18 protein-coding genes and 3 tRNA genes are annotated in these 17418 nt (G+C 60.4%); 19 read left to right on the forward strand and 2 right to left on the reverse strand.

Annotation, left to right across the window (positions count from 1 at the left end):
- Window positions 1-9: 9 nt before the first annotated feature.
- From hflK to GTP69_RS03970, 12 genes are all read left to right on the forward strand, one after another.
- Entirely contained in the window at window positions 10-1320 is a 1311-nt protein-coding gene (hflK, locus tag GTP69_RS03915; RefSeq protein WP_229260804.1) for an FtsH protease activity modulator HflK, read from the forward strand.
- Window positions 1320-2228: a protease modulator HflC gene (hflC, locus tag GTP69_RS03920; protein WP_161053652.1), complete on the forward strand. Its 909-nt coding sequence runs from the start codon at window positions 1320-1322 to the stop codon at window positions 2226-2228. The genes hflK and hflC overlap by 1 nt, the downstream gene beginning before the upstream one ends.
- Before the next feature lie 199 nt (window positions 2229-2427).
- On the forward strand, window positions 2428-3588 hold the full coding sequence (locus tag GTP69_RS03925; RefSeq protein WP_161053653.1) for an ATP phosphoribosyltransferase regulatory subunit: 1161 nt from the start codon (window positions 2428-2430) through the stop codon (window positions 3586-3588).
- 4 nt (window positions 3589-3592) lie between these two features.
- Complete coding sequence (locus GTP69_RS03930) at window positions 3593-4903, forward strand: adenylosuccinate synthase (RefSeq protein ID WP_161053654.1); 1311 nt, start codon at window positions 3593-3595, stop codon at window positions 4901-4903.
- 12 nt (window positions 4904-4915) lie between these two features.
- The gene (locus tag GTP69_RS03935; protein WP_161053655.1) at window positions 4916-5461 is read left to right on the forward strand and encodes a phosphoribosyltransferase; all 546 of its coding nucleotides are present in this window, start codon (window positions 4916-4918) and stop codon (window positions 5459-5461) included.
- A gap of 49 nt (window positions 5462-5510) precedes the next feature.
- Entirely contained in the window at window positions 5511-6107 is a 597-nt protein-coding gene (locus GTP69_RS03940) for a MarC family protein (protein WP_161053656.1), read from the forward strand.
- A 24-nt stretch (window positions 6108-6131) separates the two neighbouring features.
- Window positions 6132-6821 carry an MgtC/SapB family protein gene (locus GTP69_RS03945; protein ID WP_161053657.1) on the forward strand — a complete coding sequence of 230 codons (690 nt, stop codon included), beginning with the start codon at window positions 6132-6134 and terminating at the stop codon, window positions 6819-6821.
- 72 nt (window positions 6822-6893) lie between these two features.
- A complete protein-coding gene (locus tag GTP69_RS03950; protein WP_161053658.1) occupies window positions 6894-7181 on the forward strand; it encodes an autorepressor SdpR family transcription factor in 288 nt (95 codons plus the stop codon).
- On the forward strand, window positions 7178-7813 hold the full coding sequence (locus tag GTP69_RS03955) for an SdpI family protein (protein WP_161053659.1): 636 nt from the start codon (window positions 7178-7180) through the stop codon (window positions 7811-7813). Before GTP69_RS03950 ends, GTP69_RS03955 begins: the two co-directional genes overlap by 4 nt.
- 12 nt (window positions 7814-7825) lie before the next feature.
- Entirely contained in the window at window positions 7826-8767 is a 942-nt protein-coding gene (locus tag GTP69_RS03960) for an alpha/beta hydrolase (protein ID WP_161053660.1), read from the forward strand.
- Window positions 8768-8839: 72 nt separating this feature from the next.
- Window positions 8840-9193, forward strand: coding sequence for a hypothetical protein (locus tag GTP69_RS03965; RefSeq protein WP_161053661.1), 354 nt, complete (start codon window positions 8840-8842; stop codon window positions 9191-9193).
- A complete protein-coding gene (locus GTP69_RS03970; RefSeq protein WP_161053662.1) occupies window positions 9190-9573 on the forward strand; it encodes a hypothetical protein in 384 nt (127 codons plus the stop codon). Before GTP69_RS03965 ends, GTP69_RS03970 begins: the two co-directional genes overlap by 4 nt.
- Window positions 9574-9575: 2 nt before the next feature.
- Here GTP69_RS03970 and uvrB read toward each other — a convergent pair whose 3' ends face one another.
- Window positions 9576-11648: an excinuclease ABC subunit UvrB gene (gene uvrB, locus GTP69_RS03975; RefSeq protein ID WP_161053663.1), complete on the reverse strand. Its 2073-nt coding sequence runs from the start codon at window positions 11646-11648 to the stop codon at window positions 9576-9578.
- A gap of 114 nt (window positions 11649-11762) precedes the next feature.
- On the opposite strand from uvrB, the gene GTP69_RS03980 reads away from it, so the two are divergent.
- The 7 genes from GTP69_RS03980 (at window position 11763) to GTP69_RS04010 (ending at window position 14496) form a co-directional block, all read left to right on the forward strand.
- Window positions 11763-12959: an amino acid aminotransferase gene (locus tag GTP69_RS03980; protein WP_202424287.1), complete on the forward strand. Its 1197-nt coding sequence runs from the start codon at window positions 11763-11765 to the stop codon at window positions 12957-12959.
- A gap of 117 nt (window positions 12960-13076) precedes the next feature.
- Window positions 13077-13152, forward strand: a tRNA-Asn gene (locus GTP69_RS03985).
- Window positions 13153-13207: 55 nt separating this feature from the next.
- Window positions 13208-13456, forward strand: a complete 249-nt coding sequence (locus GTP69_RS03990) for a hypothetical protein (protein WP_110849044.1) — start codon at window positions 13208-13210, stop codon at window positions 13454-13456.
- Between the two features lie 75 nt (window positions 13457-13531).
- Window positions 13532-13607 (forward strand) — tRNA-Asn (locus GTP69_RS03995).
- Between the two features lie 20 nt (window positions 13608-13627).
- Window positions 13628-13703: transfer RNA gene (locus GTP69_RS04000), tRNA-Asn, on the forward strand.
- 195 nt (window positions 13704-13898) lie between these two features.
- Window positions 13899-14219 (forward strand): type II toxin-antitoxin system RelE/ParE family toxin, encoded by a 321-nt coding sequence (locus tag GTP69_RS04005; RefSeq protein WP_161053664.1) that lies wholly within the window; start codon window positions 13899-13901, stop codon window positions 14217-14219.
- Between the two features lie 64 nt (window positions 14220-14283).
- Window positions 14284-14496, forward strand: a complete 213-nt coding sequence (locus GTP69_RS04010; protein WP_308494412.1) for a BrnA antitoxin family protein — start codon at window positions 14284-14286, stop codon at window positions 14494-14496.
- Window positions 14497-14570: 74 nt separating this feature from the next.
- Here the strand turns inward: GTP69_RS04010 and GTP69_RS04015 are convergent, their stop codons facing one another.
- Window positions 14571-17171 (reverse strand): hypothetical protein, encoded by a 2601-nt coding sequence (locus tag GTP69_RS04015; protein WP_161053665.1) that lies wholly within the window; start codon window positions 17169-17171, stop codon window positions 14571-14573.
- Between the last annotated feature and the right edge of the window lie 247 nt (window positions 17172-17418).

A 17418-nucleotide genomic window follows, 5' to 3' on the forward strand; every position in this document is an offset into this window, starting at 1 on the left:
TCCTCACTTATGAAACGACTTGGCTTGAAGCTGTCGCTGAACGACCCTCGCTGGGGGAAGGACAACAAGCCGCAAGCCAATGAAGGCAAAAAGCCCGGTGAAGGTCCGCCGGATATGGAACAGCTGTGGCGCGACTTCAATCAGAAGCTGAACAATCTGTTCGGCCAGAAGCGTCCGCCCAACAACAATAACAACGACAACAACGGCAGCGGTGACGGCGGCGGCAATCGTCCCGACATCGCCGGCGGCATCCGCGCCACGGCCGGCGCCATCGGCGCGGTGGTGGCGCTGATCTGGCTCGCCAGCGGCTCGTTCATCGTGCAGGAGGGCCAGACCGGCGTGGTCTACACCTTCGGTAAAGTCAGCCACACCACGGGCTCCGGTTTCAACTGGCGCTGGCCGTACCCATTCCAGAGCGACGAAACGGTCAAGGTGTCGCAGATGCGCATGGTGGAAATTGGCTACCGTGGCAATATCAAGAACAAGCAGGCGCGCGAATCGCTGATGCTGACCGATGACGAAAACATCATCGACATCCAGTTCGCCGTGCAGTTCAAGCTGAAGGATCCGGTCGCGTGGTTGATGAATAACCGCGACGAGGAAGACACCGTGCGCCAGGTCGCCGAGACGTCGATCCGCGAAATCGTCGGCAAGAACAAGATGGACTTCGTGCTGTATGAAGGACGCGACAAAGTGGCCTTCGAAACCCAGCAGCTGATGCAGCAGATCCTCGACCGCTACGCTTCCGGCGTGCTGGTCTCCAGCGTCACGCTGCAAGCGGTGCAGCCGCCGGAGCAGGTGCAGATTGCCTTCGACGATGCGGTGAAAGCAGGGCAGGACCGCGAGCGCCAGAAGAATGAAGGCCAGGCTTACGCCAACCAGGTGATTCCTACCGCGCGCGGCGCCGCTTCGCGCCTGCTGCAGGAAGCCGAGGGCTATCGTTCGATGGTGGTGGAAAACGCCACCGGTAATGCATCGCGCTTCAAGCAGGTGCTGGTCGAGTACCAGAAGGCGCCAGGCGTAACGCGTGACCGCATGTACCTGGACACCATGCAGCAGATCTTCTCCAGCGCCTCCAAGGTGATGGTCGATGCGAAAAGCGGCAGCAATTTGCTGTACCTGCCGCTGGACAAGCTGATCGCCCAGGCCGCAGCCACCGATGCGCAAGCCACCGCTGCGCGCGCGGCTGCGGCACAAGCGGCCGGCGGCTCGCCAGCCACCAACGCCACGCTGCCATCCGACCTGATACCGTCGGTGGAAGTCAACCGCCTGCGCGATCCGCGCACGCGCGAGTCCTTACGTGACCGGGAGAGCCGTTAATGAATCGCATAGCTAGTACCGTTGTCCTGGCGTTCATCGCGCTGATGCTGCTGTCGTCGACCGTGTTCGTGGTCGACCAGCGCAAGTACGCGATCGTGTTCGCACTGGGCCAGATCAAGGAAGTGATCCGCGAGCCGGGCCTGCACTTCAAACTGCCGCCGCCGTTCCAGAACGTGGTGTTCCTGGATAACCGCATCATGACGATCGAATCGCCGGATGCCGAGCGTTTCATCACCGCCGAGAAGATGAACATCCTGGTCGACAGCTTCGTCAAATGGCGCATCGGTCGCGGCGAAGCCCAGCCGAAGCTGTACTACGTGACCTTCGGCGGCGAAGAAAGCCGCGCGCGTGACCGTATGTCGCAGATCATCAAGGCGGCGCTGAATGAAGAAATCACCAAGCGCACCGTGGCGGAAGTGATTTCCGGCCAGCGCGGCAAGGTGATGGAAGGCATCCGTGCCAAGGTGGTGCAAGAAGCCGCCCAGATCGGCGTCGAGATCATCGACGTGCGCCTGAAACGCGTGGAATATGTTGAGCAGATCAACACCTCGGTGTACGAACGCATGAAGGCCGAGCGCATGCGCGTGGCCAACGAGCTGCGTTCGACCGGCGCGGCAGAATCCGAAAAGATCCGTGCCGATGCCGATCGCCAGCGTTCGGTGATCCTGGCGGAAGCGTATCGGGAAGCGGAAGAAACCAAGGGTGAGGGCGATGCCAAGGCATCGGCCATCTATGCTGATGCATTCGGCAAAAACCCTGAGTTCTACAAGTTCTACCGCAGCCTGGAAGCCTACCGCACCACCTTCAAGAACCATGGCGACGTGATGGTGATGGATTCCAGCTCGGACTTCTTCAAATACTTCAAGGGCTCTGGCGCCGGCGGCGCTCCTGCCCCAGCCAAGAAATAACGTCATTCCCGCGCAAGCGGGAACCCATACTGAGCCGGCTATGTCGGCGTTCCATGGGCTCCCGCCTGCGCGGGAGCGACGTGTTGGCTACTTTTTCCCCTCATTCAACGCATTTTCGCGTAAAATATCAGGTTCGGCCGTCCAGTTTGGTGGCCTCGGCCTGCGTGCCGCATTGTTCATTTCTTAAATAAATAGTCCCATGCCGAATTGGCTGCTGCCTGAGAATATCGCCGACGTTTTGCCGTCGGAAGCACGCAAGATTGAAGAGTTGCGTCGCCTGATGCTGGATAATTTCCGTCTGTACGGCTACGAGCTGGTCATGCCGCCGTTGCTGGAGTACCTGGAATCGCTGCTGACCGGCGCCGGTGAAGACACCGACCTGCGCACCTTCAAGCTGGTCGACCAGCTGTCGGGCCGCATGCTGGGCCTGCGCCCGGACATGACCACGCAAGTGGCGCGCATCGACGCCCACCTGCTGAACCGTGCTTCGGTCACGCGCCTGTGCTACGCCGGCAGCGTGCTGCATACCCGTCCGTCGGGCTTGCACGCCACCCGCGAACCGCTGCAGATCGGCTGCGAGATGTACGGCCACGCCGGCCTGGAAGCCGACGCGGAAATCCAGGAACTGGCGCTGGCTTCGCTGGCCCTGGCCGGTTTCACCGAAGTGCGGCTGGACCTGATGCACGTCGGCGTGCTGCGCGCGTTGCTGGATAATTGCCCGGCCGCCCAGCGCGACCAGGCGAAACTGTATGCCGCGCTGCGCGCCAAAGACGTGCCGGATCTGCAGGCGCTGACCAGGGATTACGCGCCGCTGGTGCGCGACGCCTTGCTGGCGCTGCCGTCGCTGTACGGCGACGTCGATGTGCTGGCGAAAGCGCGCGAAGTGCTGCCGGACATGCCGGGCATTGCCAAGGCGCTGGCCGAACTGGCCGCGCTGGCGGCGTCGGCGCTGGGCCGTGCTCAGGTCGCCATCGACCTGGCCGACCTGCGCGGCTACCAATATGAAAGCGGCGCGATGTTCGCGCTGTATGTACCAGGCTTGCCGAACGCAGTGGCGCGCGGCGGCCGATACGATCACGTAGGCGAGGCCTTCGGCCGGGCACGTCCCGCCACCGGTTTCTCGCTCGACCTGCGCGAACTGGCGCGCCTGTTGCCTACTGCGGAGCGCAAGCATTCGATCCGCGCGCCGTGGGGCAATGCGCCGGAATTGAAGGAAAAAATCGCCGAGCTGCGCAAGTCCGGCGAAGTGGTGATCCAGAGTATGCCGGGTCACAGCCACGAACTGGACGAGTTCGAGTGCGATCGCGCGCTGGTCCTCGAAGAGCATGGTAGTAACTGGATTCTTAAAAACTTAGGTTAATGTGATGTCAAACAAAAACGCAAAAAACGTCGTCGTCATCGGTACCCAATGGGGCGATGAAGGTAAAGGCAAAATCGTCGACTGGCTGACGGATCACGCGCAAGGCGTGGTGCGCTTCCAGGGCGGTCACAACGCCGGCCACACTCTGGTGATTGGCGGCGTCAAAACTGCGCTGCAACTGATCCCGTCGGGCATCATGCGCCCGGGCGTGGCCTGCTACATCGGTAACGGTGTGGTGGTGTCGGTGCCGGACGTGCTGCGTGAAATCGACAAGCTGGAAGCGGTCGGCGTGGAAGTCGCCTCGCGCCTGAAAGTGTCGGACGCAGCCCCCGTCATCCTGCCGTACCACGCTGCGCTGGATCACGCCCGTGAAGCCGCCCGCGGCGACGCCAAGATCGGCACCACCGGCAAGGGCATCGGCCCTGCGTACGAAGACAAAGTGGCGCGCCGCGCCATCCGTATCGCCGACCTGCTGAACGAAAGACGTTTCGCCGAAAAACTGGAAGCCAATCTGGACTACCATAACTTCGTGCTGGAAAACTATCTGAAAGCACCGAAGGTCGACTACCAGAAGACCCTGGACGACGCGCTGGCCTACGTGCCGCGCCTGCGCCCTATGGTGACCGACGTCTCGAGCGCGCTGTACAAAGCGCACAAGGCCGGCGCCAACCTGCTGTTCGAAGGCGCCCAGGGCTCGCTGCTGGACGTTGACCACGGCACCTATCCGTTCGTGACCTCGTCGAACTGCGTGGCCGGCAATGCCGCCGCCGGCGCCGGCGTCGGCCCGAGCATGCTGCACTACGTCATGGGCATCACCAAGGCCTACACCACCCGCGTGGGTTCCGGTCCGTTCCCGTCGGAACTGCCAACCGACGCCGGCGTGGGCCACCACCTGGCGCAAGTAGGCCACGAGTTCGGCACCGTGACCGGTCGTGCCCGTCGCTGCGGCTGGTTCGACGCTGCGCTGTTGCGCCGCTCGGTCCAGATCAACGGCGTGACCGGCATGTGCATCACCAAGCTGGACGTGCTGGATGGCCTGGAAACCCTGAAGCTGTGCACCGGCTACACCATCAACGGCGTGGCCACCGACATCTTCCCGTCGGGTGCTGAAGAAGCCGCGCTGTGCGTGCCAGTGTACGAAGAAATGCCGGGTTGGACCGACACCACCGTCGGCGCCAAGTCGATGGACGCGCTGCCGGTGGCCGCCCGTAACTACATCAAGCGTATCGAAGAGTTGGTCGGCGTGCCGGTCGACATGGTATCGACCGGTCCGGATCGTGAAGAAACGATCGTGCTGCGTCATCCATTCGCTTAATCAAGGAATTTTATGACCACTCCACAAACCAACGAAAAACACCTCTGGGTCTCCTGGGACGAATACCACCGCCTGATCGAGCGCCTGGCGCTCAAGGTGCATGAATCGGGCTGGAAGTTCGACATGGTGCTGTGCCTGGCGCGCGGCGGCGTGCGTCCGGGTGACGTGTTCTCGCGCATCTTCGACGTGCCGCTGGCGATCCTGTCGACCAGCTCGTACCGCGAAGACAAGGGCACCACCCAGGGCGACCTGGACATCGCCAAGTACATGACGATGACCAAGGGCCCGCTGAGCGGCAAGATCCTGCTGGTCGACGACCTGGCCGACTCCGGCGTGACGCTGACCAAGGTTATGCAGCACCTGAAGGAAAACTTCGACGGCGTGACCGAAGTCAAATCGGCCGTGATCTGGACCAAGGGCAGCTCGGCCTTCCGTCCGGACTACCAGATGGAAGAACTGCCGCACAACCCATGGATCCACCAGCCGTTCGAAGACTACGACGGCCTGCGCCCGCACCAGCTGGCGGCGTGGATCAAGAAAGGCGAAACGGCCGCTTAAGCCGTGTTAACAAGGGAGCTGCGGCTCCCTTTTTTCTTCAAGAGAGTTTATGACTCAAGACTTCTTCCAGACCTTCATCCTGCTGGTGCTGGTGACCGACCCCTTCGGCAACGTGCCGCTGTTTGCCAGCGTGCTCAATCCGGTGCCGGCGGCGCGCCGGCCGCGCATCGTCATCCGCGAATGCGGCATCGCCTTTGTGCTGCTGCTGATCTTCATGTTCTTCGGTCGTCACTTCCTGACAGCGCTGCACCTGTCCGAAGTGGCGCTGCGCATCGGCGGCGCCGTGATCCTGCTGCTGATCTCGATCCGCATGATCTTCCCGCATCCGGATGGGGTACTGGGCCGCACCGATGGCGCCGAGCCGTTCATCGTACCGCTGGCGATACCTGCGCTGGCCGGACCGTCGGCGCTGGCCACGGTGCTGCTGTTCTCGCGCGAGAGCACGGGTGAAGTGCTGGTGCATGTGGCGGCGCTGGCGGCGGTGGGCGTGGTGTGGCTGGCGGTGTTCCTCAGCGCCGAGCGCTTGCAGAAAGTCCTGGGGCCGCAGGTGATGACCGCCTTCGAGCGCCTGATGGGGTTGATCCTGACGGCGATGTCGGTAGAGATGCTGTTGAGCGGTATTCGCGAGTTCGTCAAAACCCTGTAGAGTGGTCCTTTTGCGGAGGATGCCATGCATCAGGTAACGCAATGGGACATGATCGGCCGCCTGGCGCTGTCTGCCTTGCTGGGCAGCTTCATCGGCTATGAACGCGAGCGCCTGGCCTGGGCGGCCGGGCTGCGCACGCATATGCTGGTCAGTGTCGGCTCGACGCTGATCATGATCGTCTCGGCCTACGGCTTCGTCGACGTCACGGCGCCCGGCGTGGGACTGGATCCTTCGCGCATGGCGGCGCAGGTGGTGTCCGGCATCGGCTTCCTCGGCGCCGGCGCCATCATGGCGCGCGGTGAGATCGTGCGCGGCCTGACCACGGCGGCCAGCGTGTGGTCGGTGGCCGGCATCGGGCTGGCGGTCGGCGGCGGCCTGTATATTCCGGCGGTGGCGGCCACCGCCATCATCCTCATCATCCTGGCCGGCATCAAGCCGCTGGAGCGGCGCTTCATCGCCAGCCGCCAGTTGCGGGCCATCGTGATCTTCACCGAGCGCGATGCGCTGTCGCTGCCAAGGCTGCACGAAGCGCTGGGGCCCGGCAGCGCCCGCGTCAAGACTTTCGTCATGCGCCACAAGGCCGGCGCACCCGACGTCGACGAAATCCAGATCACGCTGTCGCGCCTGACGCAAGGGCAGTTCAGCGCGGTCAGCAAGCGCCTTGGCGAACTGCCCGGCGTGCTCGAAATCAAAGAAGGTGAAGTCTCGCCCTGACCTGTAAAAGTGTTTGACCTGCGCAGTTTTGCGGCCTATAGTTAGATGACTGTCTAATTAGATGTCTGCCTAATGAATGCATCCAACAGCGCCTTCAAAGCCATTGCCGATCCCGCCCGGCGCGAGATCCTGCGCCTGCTGCGCAACGGCGAGATGACGGCCGGCGACCTGGCGCAGCAGTTCGACATGAGCAAGCCGACCATGTCGCACCATTTTTCGGTGCTGGCGGAAGCGGATCTGATCACGCGCCGGCGCGACGGGCAGACCATCTGGTATGGACTCAACACCACCGTGCTGCAAGACGTGCTGTCCTGGATGATGGACCTGGCCGGCACCGATACCAAGGGGAGAAAAAAATGAAGCCACGCGCAATCATGCTGTGTGTTCTGATGATCCTGGCCATGGCGGCCGTCACCGCGTATTACTATCCGTCGCTGCCCGAGATCATCCCGGTGCATTGGGACGCGGCCGGCAAGGTCAATGGTTACGGCGGGCGCTGGCAGCTATGGCTGATGGGGCCCGGCACCATGACCGGCATGCTGCTGTTTGCGATGGCCATGCCGTGGCTGTCGCCAAAAAAATTCGAAGTGCAGAATTCTCCCGAGACCTACGGCTATATGATGGCGGCAGTGGTGGCGCTGTTTGGCGGCATCGAGATGATCATGCTGTGCGCTGCGCTGGGTGTGCATCTGGATACGGTGCGCGTGCTGGTTGGCCTGATTTTCCTGGTGCAGATTTTTATCGGTAACTCGATGGGCAAGATGCGCCGCAACTTCTTCATCGGCATCCGCACGCCGTGGACGCTGGCCAGCGAAGCGGTGTGGTACGCCACCCATCGACTGGCGGCACGGCTGATGGTGGGCAGTGGCGTGCTAGGCTTGCTCGCCGTGTGGCTGGCCGTGCCGTACTGGGTGCTGATGGTGCTGATGGCCGCGTGGGCGCCGCTGGCGGCCGGCTACTCGCTGCTGGTGTATAAACGTCTTCCTCAGTAAATGGAGAAAAGTATGCGTTTCAAATTCATGTTGTCGTTGTTGATGGTGTCGGTATCGACGCTGGCCGCGCAGCGGCCGGTGTTGGTGGAGGTGGCGGGTGGCGCCGTCTACGGCACCGAGCTGACACCGGATGGCGTGAGCGGCAAAGTCCCGGTCGTGCTGCTGCACGCCGACGCCGGCCCCACCGACCGCGATGGCAACAGCACCACGCAGTTCGGCGCCAACGATGCGCTGCGCTTGCTGGCGGAAGCGCTGGCGAAGAAAGGCATCGCCTCGATCCGCTACGACAAGCGCGGCGTCGCCGCCAGCGCGCTGCCAGTATGGAAGGAAGAGGATCTGCGCCTGGATGACTACATCGGCGACGCTGCGGCGTGGCTGAAAAAACTGCGCAGCGATGCGCGCTTCTCGCGCGTGGTGATGGCCGGTCATGGCGAAGGCGCGTTGATCGCCTCCGAAGCCTGCGCGCAGGGCGGGGCGGATGCCTGCGTACTGATCGCGGGTACCGGCCGTTCGATCGAAGAACTGCTGCGCGAACAGATGAAGGAGCAATTGCCGCCGCCAATGCAGGCGGAAAGCGACCGCATTCTGGATGAACTCAAAGCCGGAAAAACCACCAGTAATGTGCCGCCGCCACTGATGTCGGTGTATAATCCGGACGTGCAGCCCTATCTGATCTCCGCGCTACAGCATGACCCGCGCAAAGCCATCGCCGCGTTAAAAATTCCGGTACTGATCCTGCAAGGCAGCACCGACATGCAAGTCAAAGCGGACGACGCCAAAGCGCTGGCGGAGGCTGCGTCGAAGGCCAAGCTGGTGACCATCGACGGCATGAACCACGTCCTGAAACTGGTGCCGGATGACGAAGCGCAGCAGATGAATTCCTACGCCACCCCGACGCTGCCAGTCGCTCCGCAACTGGTTGACGCAATAACCTCGTTCATCAACAAGCCCTGAGCTTGATGCAGGCGCAAGCGCGTTGCTGGCGTCTCCGTACACTGCCTCTGTCGCTCAATGACAGAGGCAGCTATGACCGAAGCACAACTTAGCCACTACGCATCATGGGCATCGATTATTTCGTTGTTCATCTCCATCCTATCGCTGCTGTACTTGCGCAGCATCAAGCACAATCTCATAAAATTCCGGCGCAAGCGGCGAATCCGGGATTTACTGGAATATATATTGACTACAACTTCCCAAGACTCTGCTGAGTCTATGGAAAAGCTTGTGGCATTGCGAAGGAACTTACCGATGCGCGCTTGGTCGAAATTTACGGCACGTGGACGTATCGTTATTGAACTTCATAGACATATTGAGGCGGGAGACATGGCTGCTGTTCGTGAGGTGATCTACGATTGGCTGTCCTATTCGGGGGATTTATGAGTAACTACGAAACCCTATTTAATGAAATTCTTGCGTTGACTAGAGATGAAAAATTGTCTTGGCAGCAAATCAGCAGGAAAGATAATGCAGGCATTATCCTCAACGCTCATCTAGTTATTCGCCAGTTTTCAACGACATACCGACGTGGACACCAGGTTTTCACACTACTGCTATTGGAAAAGCGACATCTCTACAATGAGGAGACTTCTTTCATGGAGCGCCTGGAAGGTCGGCGGGCCGAACTGCTAATTTTAGAAAATGAGGAGCTCGTCATTAGCCTGCGTGAGATGCCAATCAAGCTAGCCAGAATGATGGAGTTGATGGATTTGGCCATAGACCAAAGCGACAAGGTGCGCCGAATTCTCGGCGCACCTGTTTGATGTCAGGCGATATTGTCGGCGCCGGGTGCGCCGAACAGTTGCTGCTTGAGGAGGTGCAGCTGGTCGCGCACTTGCGCGGCCTTTTCGAATTCCAGATTCTTCGCGTGATCCAGCATGGCTTTCTCCAGCCGCTTGATCTCCTTGCTGATCTGCTTCTCGCTCATCGACTCGTACTTGGCCGCTTCTTGCGCCACCTCGCGCACTTCCTTAGCGTCCTTCTCGCTGTAGACGCCGTCGATCATGTCCTTGATGATCTTCTTCACGCCGCGCGGCACGATACCGTTGGCTTCATTGAAGGCGATCTGCTTGGCGCGCCGACGCTCGGTCTCGCCGATGGCGCGCTCCATCGAGTCGGTCATGCGGTCCGCGTACAGAATCGCGACGCCGTTCAGGTTACGCGCCGCGCGGCCGATGGTCTGAATCAGCGAGCGATCGGAACGCAGGAAGCCTTCCTTGTCCGCGTCCAGAATCGCCACTAGCGACACCTCCGGCAAGTCCAGGCCTTCGCGCAGCAAGTTAATCCCGACCAGCACATCAAAGGTGCCGATGCGCAGGTCGCGCAGCAGTTCCACGCGCTCCACGGTTTCGATATCGCTGTGCAGGTAGCGCACTTTGATGCCGTGATCGCTCAGGTACTCGGTCAGCTGTTCGGACATGCGCTTGGTCAGCGTGGTCACCAGCACGCGCTCGTTCTTGGCGACGCGGTCGGTGATCTCGGACATCAGGTCGTCCACCTGCGACAGGGCAGGGCGCACGATCACCAGCGGGTCCACCAGGCCGGTCGGTCGCACCACTTGCTCCACCACCTGGTCGGCATGCGTCTTCTCGTACTCGGCCGGCGTGGCGGAGACAAAGATGGTCTGCCGCATCTTGCCCTCGAATTCCTCGAACTTGAGCGGGCGGTTGTCCAGCGCCGATGGCAGGCGGAAGCCGTAGTCCACCAGGTTAGTCTTGCGCGAGCGGTCGCCGTTGTACATGGCGCTCAACTGGCCCACCAGCACGTGCGACTCGTCCATGAACATCAGCGCGTCTTTTGGCAGATAGTCCACCAGCGTTGGCGGCGGTTCGCCCGGCATGGCGCCGCTGAGGTGACGCGAGTAGTTCTCGATGCCTTTGGTGAAGCCGATTTCCGCCATCATCTCCAGATCGAAGCGCGTGCGCTGTTCCAGGCGCTGCTCTTCAATCAGCTTGTTCTCCTTGCGGAAGAACTCCAGGCGCTCACGCAGCTCCAGCTTGATGGTCTCGATCGCGCGCAGCACGGTGGAGCGCGGCGTCACATAGTGTGAGCCGGGATACACGGTGAAGCGCGGGATCTTCTGCTTGACGCGGCCGGTCAGCGGATCGAACAGCTGGATCGATTCCAGCTCGTCGTCCCACAACTCCAGGCGCACCGCCAGGTCCGCATTCTCGGCCGGGAAGATGTCGAGCGTATCGCCGCGTACGCGGAAGGTGCCGCGGCCGAAGTCCACTTCATTGCGCGTGTACTGCATCTGGATCAGGCGCGCGATGATGTCGCGTTGCGACACGCGGTCCTTCTGGCGCAAGGTCAGGATCATCTGGTGGTATTCGTTCGGATTACCGATACCGTAGATGGCCGACACGGTCGCCACGATCACCACGTCGCGCCGCTCCATCAGCGACTTGGTGCACGACAGGCGCATTTGCTCGATGTGCTCATTGATGGACGAGTCCTTTTCAATGAACAGGTCGCGCTGTGGCACGTAGGCTTCCGGCTGATAGTAATCGTAGTAGGAGACGAAGTATTCAACCGCGTTCTCCGGGAAGAATTCGCGGAACTCCGAGTACAGCTGCGCCGCCAGCGTCTTGTTCGGCGCGAACACGATAGCGGGACGGCCCTTGCGGGCGATCACGTTGGCCATCGTGTAGGTCTTGCCGGAACCGGTCACGCCCAGCAGCGTCTGAAAGAACAGGCCGTCGTCGATGCCTTCGCACAGTTGATCGATCGCCACGGGCTGGTCGCCGGCGGGCGGGAAGGGCTGGTGCAATTTGAAAGGCGAATCGGGGAACGTCACCACGGTTGCCTTGGGGAATTCTGCTACAGGTAAATCAGCCATCGTGCTCAGACCTTTGTTAGAATAATGGCCTGCCAGCGGCCTGAAGTCGGTATTTTAGGGGCGCTGTCTATACATCTCTGCTGCGAACCGCTTCCAATCGAATCCAATCTTATCATGACGAATCCTAGCTTGTTCAGCGCCATCGACATGGCACCACGCGACCCTATCCTGGGTATTACCGAGGCGTTCAACGCCGACATCAACCAGAACAAAATCAATCTGGGTGTTGGTGTTTATTATGACGACAACGGTAAGGTGCCTCTGCTATCGTGCGTACAGAAAGCGGAAGAAATCCTGATCGCCACGCCAGCGCCGCGCACCTACCTGCCGATCGAAGGTCTGGCAGCCTACGACAAGGCAGTGCAAGAGCTGGTATTTGGCGCCGATAGCGCCGTAATTCAAGAGAAGCGCGCAGTTACTGTGCAAGCCATCGGCGGCACCGGCGCCCTGAAGATCGGCGCCGACTTCCTGAAGCGCTTCGCGCCGGACGCCGAAGTCTATATCAGCGACCCAAGCTGGGAAAATCACCGCGCGCTGTTTGAAAGCGCCGGTTTCAAAGTCAACAACTACGCTTACTTCGACGCGGCTACCCACGGCGTCAACTTCGCCGGCATGATCGCCGACCTGAAAGCCATGCCGCGCGGCGCCATCGTGCTGCTGCACGCCTGCTGCCACAACCCGACCGGCGCCGACCTGACTGCGGACCAGTGGACCGAAGTCATCGGCACCATCAGCTCGGGCGGCCTGGTGCCGTTCCTGGACATGGCTTACCAGGGCTTTGGCGCCGGCATCGCGGAAGACGGCGAAGTGGTGCGCCGCTTCGCTGCCACCGGCGGTCCGCTGCTGGTGTCGAATTCGTTCTCCAAATCATTCTCGCTGTACGGCGAGCGCGTCGGTGCGCTGAGCGTGGTGGCGGCGTCGGCTGACGAAGCGGCCCGCCTGATGTCGCAACTGAAGCGCGTGGTGCGCACCAACTACTCGAATCCGCCGGTACACGGCGGCAAAGTTGTGGCGACCGTGCTGACCACGCCGGAACTGCGTCAGCTGTGGGAAGACGAGCTGGCCGGCATGCGCGTGCGCATCAAGGAAATGCGCGAAGCGTTCGTGCAAAAGCTGGCTGCCAAAGGCCACGACTTCGCCTTCGTGCGCGACCAGATCGGCATGTTCTCGTACTCGGGCCTGAACAAGGCGCAAGTGGAGCAGCTGCGGGCGGAATCGATCTACGCGGTGGATACCGGTCGCATCTGCGTGGCGGCGTTGAATTCGCGCAATATCGACATCGTTATTGACGCCATCGCTAAAGTGCTCTAAAATCTTGTTTCTTCGCGCTGCGTTGTAAGGCGCAAAGCGAAGTAAGGGCAACATGAAATACCGCAGTAAATCGCATCTTGCTGATGTGAAAGAAACAGTATAAAATGTTGCCTCTATTCCCTGATAGCTCAGTTGGTAGAGCGACGGACTGTTAATCCGCAGGTCCCTGGTTCGAGTCCAGGTCGGGGAGCCAGAATACTAAAAGCCCAATCTTTCGAGGTTGGGCTTTTTACATTTGAGTGATTGATATGGAAAACAACGATCAGCGTTACCTGGTTCAACAGAACAAAATCAGCGACGGCGACATGAAACCGCCGGTATTCGCCAAGGTCATGCGCAGTAAAGAGGGCGTGTTTGAAGGCGTCTCCTTTATCAAGAATAAAGAAAAAGCCACCGTGATGACCATCGCGGAAGCCGAGGAGGCGATTGCCTGGGCCACCAAAAAGAAGCCGGGCGCACAGGAATACGCTACCAAGATCATCTGCCTGGGGCAGTAAGCTGAATCGGGCTAAAAAAAACCTGTTTTAGCTCTAGGCAAATCGGCTTCTGACCGATACAATTCTGGCCTCAATTCCCTGATAGCTCAGTTGGTAGAGCGACGGACTGTTAATCCGCAGGTCCCTGGTTCGAGTCCAGGTCGGGGAGCCACAATTTAGAAGCAGTACAATTCCCTGATAGCTCAGTTGGTAGAGCGACGGACTGTTAATCCGCAGGTCCCTGGTTCGAGTCCAGGTCGGGGAGCCAGAATTTTAGTAGTACAGAAAAAGGGGTTACACGTTTCAGCGTGTAGCCCCTTTTTTTGTCTCCAAGTCTACTCTTGACTCCGTCTTTTGATTTGTCTCAAGCACCACAGGGCGTTTTGTTGATGTGCATTTCTTAATTAACTGTACTAACAAATTATTCTTGTTGCTCTAATTTTTTGTTAGTACACTAAATTAAATGCTGACCGTCATAGAGACGCCCGAATTCATTGCTTCCGCTCGCGCGATATTGTCCGATCCGGAGCGTATTGCGTTCATCGACTGGATCGCTGAACATCCTTTAGCCGGTGATGTGATCCCAGGCGTAGGCGGGCTGCGCAAGGTTCGCTGGGCGCGAAAAGGTATTGGCAAGCGCGGTGGCGCGCGCGTGATTTACTTCACGCGTCTTGCCAGCGGAGAACTGGTGCTGCTATTCGCATACGCCAAGGCTAAGTTCGATAACCTGCGACCGGAATTCCTGTTGAGGTTGAAGGAGAAATTTGATGAACAAGCGAACTAAGCAAGCAATTGATCCGGAAATGGTCGAGTTTGAGGATGCGCTGCTGCGAAGCCTGGATCAGGTTATGCGTGGCGAGGGGCGAGTGACCACTGCGCAAGAGATCGCCGCTCGTCGTGGCCGTCCCCTTGGGAGCGTCAAAGCCAAGCCCAAAGTGGCCACCACTATTCGTTTTGATCAAGACGTGCTCGACGCGCTGAAGGCAAGTGGGCGGGGATGGCAAACACGGGTGAACGAGGCCATTAGGGAGTGGCTGTCTCAACAATCAAAGACGAATTGATCGTGTAGCGATGAAAGCCGGCTTGTTGAACAAGGGCCGGAGAAAAGTCAGATACCTTTCGCCGGCCATAGAGCTTACTGCCAGGCGGCCGCAGTCCAGTCGCTCCACACTTTCAGGCGAGCCGGTTCGGCGCCCATTTGCGTGGCTTTCCAGATACCGTATTGCTCGGTCTGCTCTGTGGTGGTCTGGTACAGCGCGTTCGACACCATGAAGTGCGTGCCGTCGCTGTACGTGCCCAGCGGACTCCTGGCTTGATCCAGGCAGTAGCGGAAGCCGGCCACGTTCTCCGGCTCGTTCAGCTGCGTATTGTTTGGATCGCAGCGGCGCCAGGCGCTCAGCGGCTGCTGGGTGTACAGCATGTTGAACTGCTGGATCGCGCCGTTCACCGTTTTCAAATACAGTCCCGGTTGCAGGTCGTCGAGGAAACGGTACTTCGAGGGATTGATGCCGTCACGGTTGGCGTTGTCCAGGAAGTTGGTGGTGGTCAGGTGTTTGGCAACCTGTGCGCGGCCGTAACGGCCCTCGTTGGCGAACAGGTCGGGCTGGTTCGGATCGTACAGCACCAAGTCGTTGTTGACGTATTGCGCCGACTTGATGCGCGCCTGTAGCAGGCGCACGAAGTGGCTGTCCTGCAGCGCCTTGGCGGACGGCGTGGCCGCGCCGACCTTGTTGGCGATGTATTCGTCAAACGCGGTCAGGTACGGCCAGTCCATCGGGAAATTAACCCAGCCGCTCTGGCCGCCCGGATTGACTGTCATCTGCAACTGATACCACTGGTTGCTGCGGTAGTAGGAGGCGACGATGTTGTCGGCTTCCCACGCGGTGTACCACTCGCGGGTGACGTTGCCGGAGGCGTCCTTGTCCGCCTGGTACACCATGTGCGGCGCCAGGAAGAACAGGCTGACGGTGTTGAATGGCCAGCCATGCGCCTCGCCGCGGCCTTTCCAGGCGCCGGTGGTCTTGTCCTTGTCGCCGATGAACCAGGTCTGGTTGCCTTCCAGCGAATAATCCTGGGCCAGTTCCCATTGCTTGACAGCGTTCCAGTGCAGCAGGCTGGCTACGGAGCGTTCGATGAAGGCGTTGGTGGTGAAGGCGCCGGGCTTGCCGGCCGCCATGGTGGCGCTTGAGGCCAGCGATTGCAGGTGCGCCGCGCCGATCTGCGCGCCGTAGACGCCGCTGCTGGCGATGTGGTCGCCGCGGCCGCCGCCGAGGAAGGCGTAGCCGTCCCAGCCGGTGACATTGATCATGGCGTTGATCTGCACGCGCAGGTCAGGAATCAGATGGCTCCAGTCGGCCAGATTGCCGTTCGGATTTTTGTTTTTCTGGAACCATTCAATCAGATTCTGGTAGCGGCCGTTGGGATTTTGCAGGCCGTTGCTCGGATACGTGATGCCGTTGGTGAAACCGCTGCCGTCGGCCTGCGTCGGCCAGACGTCCAGCGGGTGTATGGTCGGCAGCCAGGCGTTCCAATCGGGGAACTGCATGGCGATCGCGGTTTCGCGGGCGTTCATGGTGGCGTTGGGATTCATCACTTTGTCGACGTCGGCTTGCGTCAGCGACAGCGGCGCGTCCAGCGGTTTGCCGAACAGCGCCTTGACGGCGTCCGCCGGTGTGTTCAGTACAGCTTCCAGGCCGGCGCCGGCCGCCCAGCGCGTGGCGCAATCGGCCGTGCTGCAATCGAGGCCGGGACCGGGCTGGTACGGCGGATTCCACGGCCGCGCCTTGTCGACATAGGCGACGTTCTGCAACGAGGAGCGCAGGAAGGCGGCAATCTGCTTGCCCTGCGTTTCCGTCAGGCCGTGGAAGCGGCTGCGCTGCACGATGGCGTTATTGGAATAGTTAAAGTATTGCAGGTCGCGCCCGTTGTCCGCGTGGCACGAGGCGCAGGCCGCCTGTAGCTTGCGCGTGACGATGGCCGACTTGGCGATCTTGCCGTGCGCGTACCACAGCGCTTTGCCGGCTGCGGCGTCGGCCGCCGTGATGGCGCTGGCGTCGCGTTCGCTCAGCGGGTCGAAGCGTTGAATCGTAGTGCTGTCGACCTGCGTGGCGCCGGCGTCTTGCAGTTGCAGGTTGAGCACGCGGTAGCCGTTCGATTCGCCATCGGTGCCGTTGAAGCGGAACTGGATGCGGTTGGTGCTCGGCAGCGCTACCAGCCGCGCGCGCGTGGCGGCGTCCAGCGGCAGGGTGATGCGGGTGGTGTAGAAGCCGCCGTTGACGCCGCCGTGCAGGCGCTCATCGTCGGCCAGCGTGACGTTGGCATCGGTGATGTCAATCCATGGCGTGTTGGAGGTGGTGGCTGCGCCGCCCAGCACGCGCACGCTGGCTTTGATCTTGGCCGGCAGGGCGGTGGTTTTTTCAAATTCCGGCGCCGAGTAGAAGCCACAGCGGTGGCACTGGAACCACAGCTGGGCGACGCTGCCGAGTTGGCTGGCGTCAACGCCCAGCTGGGCTTCGGCGATGACCGGCTTGGCAGGTGTGCCGGCGCCGAGCACTTCCAGCGGCAGGGTGAGGGTGTTGGCAGCGCTGGCGCTGATCCGGCCCATGCTCAGTACGGTTTTCCTGGCGCTGCTGTCGTTCTGGGTATCGGTGCTGCCACCGCAGGCGGCAAGGATGGCGGCGAGGCTGATGGCAGAGGCGAGCTTGAGGCTGTGCCAATTGTGTCGAAATGTTGTCATGGCGATTCCGGTGAAGTGGTTGCAGACTGTTGCTTAACAGGTATTGCGTCGCAGATGCTACCGGAATTCACTTGTCAATTGTAAAGTGTGGTCTCTGTCATAAGGCCATGTCGAAGCGTTCAAAGATTTTGCATTTTTGCACCGAAAGTTCACAAAACACACGATTCAGGTAGACGAGAATCTTGCACCTCGGTATTCTGAATCTGATTTCCGCCAGAGAGCGGAATGCGTTTTCATCTAAAGAAAG

Source organism: Duganella levis, from assembly GCF_009857605.1.
GTDB lineage: Bacteria > Pseudomonadota > Gammaproteobacteria > Burkholderiales > Burkholderiaceae_D > Rugamonas > Rugamonas levis.